1 protein-coding gene is annotated in these 8,176 nt (G+C 38.0%); it reads left to right on the top strand.

From position 1 onward, the window contains the following. Positions 1–483 precede the first annotated feature (483 nt). Entirely contained in the window at positions 484–8,037 is a 7,554-nt protein-coding gene (locus KDK67_RS12925; RefSeq protein ID WP_250869224.1) for an S-layer protein domain-containing protein, read from the top strand. Positions 8,038–8,176: the final 139 nt, after the last annotated feature.

The raw sequence follows: 8,176 nt of genomic DNA, 5'->3' as shown, positions 1-8,176 counted from the left end.
AACTCCTTATCTTTAACATTTCATTCAAGAATGTCAAAATATGTACGCTTGTGGAGTGTAACTGCTTATACCTGACATTTAATGTACACTTGTAATTCTTTAATATCTGACATCTAAACAAGGAAGGTTAATATTAAGACTTGGATGGTATTTGTGGGTTCAAATCGAATCCTTCGCATAACAAGTAGGGGATATAGGTAACTAGAAAAAACACTACGTTTTTGTCAATCTGCTACGCAACCATATTACTCTCTCCGCGTTTTTTTTTCAAAGGGATGATTGAATAAACAGTGAAGTGTAAATTTTAATAGCTTATGAATATTTTACATCAACATGAATATATATTATAATGTTAGACTTCTAAGTGGGTTTGGGTGTACTGACATGTAATTCTCTTTTCCAAAAAACAGCTGTAAACGGGGGTTTCGGCTGTAATTAATTAAATCGATGAAATGTAAGTAAATTAAAGGGGAGTGTTAATAAATGTTGTTTATGGATAGGTTGAACTCAATTAATTTAAAGGGAATTCACAGATCAATGTATGTTACAATCTCTGTATTGTTAATTTTAGTTATGAGTACTGGATTAGTAAGTGCTTATGATGCAGATACAAATGATGATGGTAAACTTAACTTCATAAAATTTGATGAAAAAGATATTTTAGAAAATAATATTATTCCAAATCCCGGCGGTGGTGGAGGTAGTGGTGGAGGTAGTGGTGACAATAGTAGCAGTGGCAGTGGCAGTGGCAGTGATGGCATCTCATCTCCTGCTTTTGATGAAGCCGATGATTTTTCGTCCTGGAGTTCAGATTCAAGCTGGGAAATCAATGGCCAAAACTATAGCGGATTCTACTATGACATCCACGCCGATGCTTACAGTGAAAGTCTTACTATATATGAAAATGGTACAAGTGGAACACGAACACTTGATACTTCTTTTTCTCAGAATTCACTTGTCTATAGATCAGTTCTATTCAACGTCTATCCTGAATTTGCTTTCATGCAACAGGATAATCCCACTAGTCATTTTACATACCCGATAATCGGTTTTGCTGGTGAAGCATATACTCCACTTGCAAAAGATGACGCATCCAATATTTCCAGATTGATGATTGATGATGATAGCAGCTATATCCTAAGGGTTAGTGACATCCTTGAACTCGGTGAAGGCTATGCAATCACTCCGAAGCAGATTGATGTTGGCAGTAATAAGGTCTGGCTCGAGCTGACTAAGGACGGTGGCTTCGTTGATTATAAAGTCATCAATACTTCTGCTACTACCAATGGAAAGACCTGGTACTTTGAACAGGATGTTGGTGACGTGGAAGATGTAGTCACCTTGATGATTCATGTAGATCAGGTATTTCAGGGTCCGGTAGATTCTCTCTGTGTAATCGAAGGTATCTGGCAAATTTCTGATAAGTCGCTTGTAATTGAAGAGGGAAATGTTTTTGGAAATCTTGTTGTGACAGCAATGACGAGTGATAGCATTGAAATGGAACTTTTTGAACCTCTGACTCTGCTACCAGGGGACGAATATAATCTTTTCGTCACTCCAGAAAATTTGATTATACGGGTTGCAGATTCAGATTCGCTTCGATTTAACTTTGTAAAGCAAGTCAACGCAAACGAGTTATATGAGGTTCGTGGAAGTGTTGCCGAACCTGAATTTGAAAGTGATGAAATTACATGGACAGCAAATGGTGATTACTCATTCACAGGGTTCTGGTATCATCTTGATAGTGATCAAAGTTCTGAATCACTTACTTTGAAAAATGTTACTAACGACACGAGAGTATTTGAAGAAGGTGACGTGAACTATACCGCTACCATAACTTATGATATTGATCCTGAATTTAATTTCACTACTAAAGATAGTCCTAATAATGAAATGAAATATGATGTAATTGGTTTCACAGGTGAAGCATACGTTCCACTTGCAAAAGGTGATGCATCCAAAATTTCCAGATTGTTGATTGATGATGATAGCAGGCATACCCTAAGAACCAGTGACACTCTTGAACTCGGTGAAGGTTATAGCATATGTCCATTGCAGATTGATGTTGAAGCTGAGAAGGTATGGTTCGAGCTGACCAAGAATGGTACGTTCATAGATGATGCAATTATTAATGTAGGCACTAATGGAACCACTTCAGACAAGACTTGGTATTACGAACAGGACATACTTAACGAGAATGATGTCCTTACCCTGATGATCCATGTAGATCAGCTATTCCAGGGTACGGTAGATTCCCTCTGTGTAATCGAAGGTGTCTGGCAGATTTCCGATTCTGCAATGGAGATTGACGTGGAGGATGAATTTGGAAAACTCATTGTTACTGCAGATGGGTCAGGTGGCACTATTGAAATGGAAAACAATGAGGCACTTGAGTTGTCTAGGGAGTCAGAAATCGAGATTTTCGGTGGTCTGAAATTCAGAACCGCCGATTCTCCTGACATTCGATTTTATCCATTTGTCACTTTTGAATTGCCGGAATGTTCCATTGATTTGATCGATCCCAATCCTGCTTTTGAAGGCAACAGTATTATTTTCAAGGGTCATGGAACAGATAATGATGGCCTAATAGCTGCTCCTATCTGGGAATCAAATGCGTACATCTGGGAATCCAGCATTGATGGGTTACTGAGTAATAATTCAATCTTTACCACATCTTCATTGTCTCCCGGGAATCATGAAATTTCACTTAAAGTTCAGGACGATGAAGGTGCATGGTCTCCAACACAATCAATGAATTTGTTTGTATTTGGTGCATCACAGGTAGAAGAGCTTCTTTCCCCGGTATTTGCTGAAGCTTCTGATTTTGGTGCATGGGACCCGAATTCAATATGGCAGGTCAATGCTCCTGATTTCAGTGGATTCTATTATGATGACATTGCGGATTTATACGGAGAAACTCTTACAGTTTATGAGAATAGGACAAGTGGTTCCCGAACACTTGATGAAGGTTCGCTTGTTTATGAAACAACTGTTATGGAAGGTTTTGATCCCGTGTTCCCATTTTTATTGTCTGATGGGACCACACCTTTTACATATGATATGATTGCCTTCTTTGGAGATCTTTATGTACCTGTTAACGGAGATGCTTCATTGCTCTCTGGATTATTAGTTGATGACAACAGCACCTACTTACTCGGAATGGGTAATTCATTAGAGCTTGGGGAAGGTTACGCCATCACTCCAAAGCAGATCGATGTTAATGGTGACAAGGTCTGGCTCGAGCTGACCAAGAATGGTATGTTCATTGATGATCAAGTTATTAATGCAGGCACTAATGCAACTACATCTGGCAAGACCTGGTATTATGATCAGGATATCTCTGGTGAAGATGATGTTCTTACCTTGATGATTCATGTAGATGAGGTAAATCAGTCAGGAAACTTCATAATTATTGATGGCATCTGGCAGTTATCTGACGAACCATGGGTTATTGGTGATGATGATACAGTTGGAAGAATGGAGTTTGCCGCTCTAGGTTCTGATAGAATTGTAATGGGATTGTATGAACCTATCACTCTTAGTGCAAATGAAACCTACAATCTGGCAGGAAATCTTGGCGTAAAAGTAGTTGGCAATGAAAGTCTATTGAGATTTAGTCTGGTCATGCACATTCTCTCGAATCTCTCCCCAACTGCAACAATTGATTCCATATCTCCCGATCCTGAAAGTGAAACAACAACCTTCATCGGTTCAGGAACAGACACCTATGGCACAATTGTCGGTTACAACTGGACTTCCAGCATTGACGGTCAGCTGAGTACATCTGCTTATTTCAGTACTTCAGATCTCTCAATAGGCACCCACACCATTTACTTCAGTGTACAGGATGATGAAGGAGCCTGGTCTGAAATTGTATTGGATAATATAACTGTGACAGCGGCTCCATTTAGCATTATTGATTTCAACCCTATTGACAACCGCTCAATATCGATTGGAGATTCTCAGGAATTTTATATAAAAACCAATGAGAATTGCACAATTGATTGGTATCTTAATAATGTCTTAATTCAAACCAATTCTAACATATCATCAGCAAATTTTACTCTTGATTCTTTTGATACCAGTTCGCCTACAACATATGCTATTAAGGCAATTGCATCAAATCAAAATGGAGCTGATCAGAAAGAATGGGTGTATTCTGTAAGTAAAAGAACAATGCGTTCTGAGCAAACTTGGGAATTAAACGATGGATATGCCTTGACAGTGGCTTCAATTGATATATATGGCGATAAATCTCTCATTAATTTGAGCAAAAATGGAGAGCTTGTGGATCAACATATTGTACCTTCTGATAATTACTATTATTACAACAGAACTCTTGATGGAAACGATCAAGTCATTATAAAGGCGTTCATTTTGGAGGTATTCCAAGGCCAAGTAGATTCATTAATCATTGTTGGATCCATAGAACAATATTCGGATGTAGGTACAGTGGATACTGAACCCACGAAATTGTTGGAACTTGAAGAGGTATGGAATCTTGGAAATAGTTATTCATTGAAAGTAGTGGACATAGGGGAGTATGGAAATTATTGCCTTCTGTTCCTCGATAAAAATGGTATAACATTAGACAAACGCATTCAGGATGAAAAGTATGCATATGTGTACCAGCGAAGAAATGAAAGCACTAACAACATTGAAACAATTCTGGAAATTCCAAATTTAATTACGTTTGCTTCTATTTCTGGAGATTATGTGGAATTATCAAACGATTATTCCTTGAATTCAGATGTAAATACTCTTGATACAGATCCATTTGTTTTAGTTCAATCCGGTAGCTTTTGGGATTTAAGTAACGAATATTCAATTAATATTGATGAAATTTCCCCTAACAAGAAAGCATTAGTTACACTTGAAAAGGAAGATCTCATTGTAGATCGATACATAATTTATGAAAACAGTACCTACTATTACAACAGATCAAATTCAATTAATGAAACCATTCGTCAGATTATAACTATAAATTCATCAAAAATAATGGACGGAAAGTATGAAGATTACGTTGAGTTTGATTCAGAATATCAGATAAGTTCAGATGTAGGTACTACAGCTCTTGATGATAAAAAAGTAGTCTCATCGGGAGAAATATTTGAGTTAACAGAAGGATATGGTCTTAATTTAATTTCAACTGACTTAGATGGTGATAAGGCATTTATCAATTTAACCAAAAATGACCAGTTAGTTGATGAAGATATATTGAAAACTACTGAACATTACTATTTTAATAAGTCGGTAAATGGAACTGAGCAGATTATTATTAGTTTCCTACTTGATGATGTCTTTTCAGGTACAATAAACGAAATTGCAATTCTAAAACACATTGTTCAAAATTCCGATGTAATTGCTGAGGAAATTAACATCACAAATATTGTGAAAGACGTGGTTGAAATAAGAGGGCCAGTACATGATGGCACTAGTTTTGACGACATTATAGGTCTTAATGAGTATGATTTCATTGAAATGAATGCATCCAATTTTGCTGGTTTCTATTACGATATAGATGAAGGCGTTTCGACAGAATATCTTCGAATTTATGGCGGAGAGTTTGTCTCCGGTAGGGCCATTTTTGAAGATGGGCTTGAATACGTTACCACAATTGAACAAGTTAATTTTGATGTTGATGCATGGGATACCGAAACCTATAATGTAATGGGATTCTTTGGTGAAAAGTTCATTCCATTAAAGAGCAACACACCAAACAAGCTTGCGAAACTGCTCATGAATGATGGCACCAAGTACACCCTGAGAACCGGCCAGTCCCTCGAACTCGGTGAAGGCTATGCACTCACTCCAAAGCAAATCGATGTCGAGGGTGACAAGGTCTGGATGGAATTTACAAAGGATGGAGAGTTCATCGATGATGAAGTAATAGATGTTTCCGATAAGGATGGTGAAACATGGACTTATGATGTCGATGTTGCAGATGAAGACGATGTTGTAGTCATGAAAGTAAATGTCACTGGTATATTCCAAGGTGAATCAGTTAGTCTGATCACGATTGAAGGTTTGTGGTTAGTTGATTTTGAAGAAATTACACAAATAAATACAGCCGATCAATTTGGTGAAATGGAAATATCTGAAATTGGACCAGATCACATCAAGATGACAAATCTGAATCCTATTAATTTAACAAAAGATTCTACTATAAAGATCATTGATAAATTCTCATTTAAGGTGGCAAATGACGAGGATTTGAGATTCTGTATTGTGAAAGAACACGAATATCTTGATACATATGAGCTTCGTGGAACGGTTGCGGAGGATGTTGTCGAATTTGAATGGACTCCTATCAATTTTGGAGGACTCTATTATGATTTTGATGAAGGAAACATAACTGAAACGCTCAGAGTCAACGTAGATGGGAGGCTGATTGCCGAGTCTGATTTAAGCTATGAAACAAGACCTGCCACAGTAAACTTCAAACGCGCTGAATGGGGCACATATGAAATCGTCGGTTTCATTGCAGAGAAATATCTTGCAGGCTATCCAGATGATGCATTTGAAGCTGGGAGAGACTCCGTAAGCATGATGTCCAAGGGGCAGCTATCTAAAGTGCTTATTGACAATGATAATACACATGTAATTTACTCGGACTCAACATTGGTTCTTGAGGATGGATATGAGCTTGAAGTTGATAAAATCAATGTAAGTAGCAATTGTGTAAAATTATCACTCAAAAAAGATGGTTTAGAGGTAGACAACAGTACTGTTTATGCAAATGATAATTACATATACGAGAAAGATTTGGGTTCAGTTGCTAATGTAACAATAATTGCAGTCCACTTCAACAATATCTCAGGCGAAGGAGATTTAAGTAGTATTTCTATAGAAGGCATATTCCAGATATCTGATGAGTACCTAAGCATAGTAGCTGGCGATACGTACGAAAGGATGGAACTCACTAGCATCTCCGAATCTGGTATAAGCATGGAGAATTATGATTCAATCTCACTCTCTAAATGTGAGATTATCAACATAACCGAAAATATACAATTAAAAGTTGCAGATAGCAACGAGGTTCGGTTCTATCCATTTGTAAATGTTGTAACTTCATCTTTAGCACTTGATATTTTCAGTCCAAGTGATCTTGATCTAGAATCTGTTGTAGGCAATGGTCAAAAATTTAATGTTACTACAAACAAGGTTTGTAATTTTACTTGGTTGGTTAATGACGTTGAGGTACAAATTAATAGCTCATCTAAGTCAGCGTCTTATTCAAATAACGCAGTTTCAGAAGGTTTGCACAATGTAACTGTTATTGCTGAAAATTCAAGTGAAGTTATTAAGCAGACCTGGAATTGGACTGTATCTAGTTCATCTTCTGACAAAAAAACCTTTTCATCTTCTTCTGGTGGTGGCGGAGGCGGCGGTGGTAACACTGGTGAAGCCTTCGAGAACATTCTGGCAAAGGATGCCCAGTCCAGCACTGTAGCTATCGGTGAACTATCCAGATACGAATTTGCTAAAGAATGGTGCAATATATCCTATGTCCAATTTGAGGGAGTTGCCAATGCAGGTCGCATCAGCACCCTTATTGAGGGACTGAAAAATACGTCATCACTTGTGGATTCACCGGCTCCGGGCAATGTGTACCAGAACCTGAACATCTGGGTGGGCAATGCTGCTTTTAGCAATGACAAGATTGAAAATGCGGTCATCGGTTTCCGTATCAGCAAAGCCTGGTTGTCGGAAAATAGCATTGATGAATCCAGCGTTGCGTTGTATCGCTACGACGGTAAATGGAATAAGCTTTTCACAACCAAAACATCGGAAGATGATTCATACATCTACTTCGAAGCAGAAGCTCCGGGATTCTCACCATTTGCGATAGTCGGTTTTGCAGAAGAAGATGAAAGTGTACCCAGACAAGACATTACACTACCATCAGAGGAGGATATTTCTGCAGCCGAGGATGAGGATACACAACCAGAACCCAAGGGAATACCCTGGATCTCAACAGGATCGTTGATCCTGATATTGGTTGGAGTCCATCTGCTAATGAGGAAGAGAGGTTAATACTTCACTTTCTCTTTTCTTTTTTATGGCTTGTCAGGTCTTTTGGTGTTAGGACAGAACTCCGCCATTCGTGAAATCTCGAATTGATTTCATCATAGCGTAAACTCAGCAGTAACCTTCACCACATTTCCAACCTTTC

Source organism: Methanococcoides seepicolus, from assembly GCF_023684405.1.
Taxonomy (GTDB): domain Archaea; phylum Halobacteriota; class Methanosarcinia; order Methanosarcinales; family Methanosarcinaceae; genus Methanococcoides; species Methanococcoides seepicolus.
Note: the sequence above shows the minus strand (reverse complement) of the source record. Positions and strands in the feature narration are given on the sequence as shown.

Coding starts and splice junctions, on each gene's coding strand:
- KDK67_RS12925 (WP_250869224.1), top strand. CDS start 484: ATGTTGTTTATGGATAGGTTGAACTCAATTAATTTAAAGGGAATTCAC.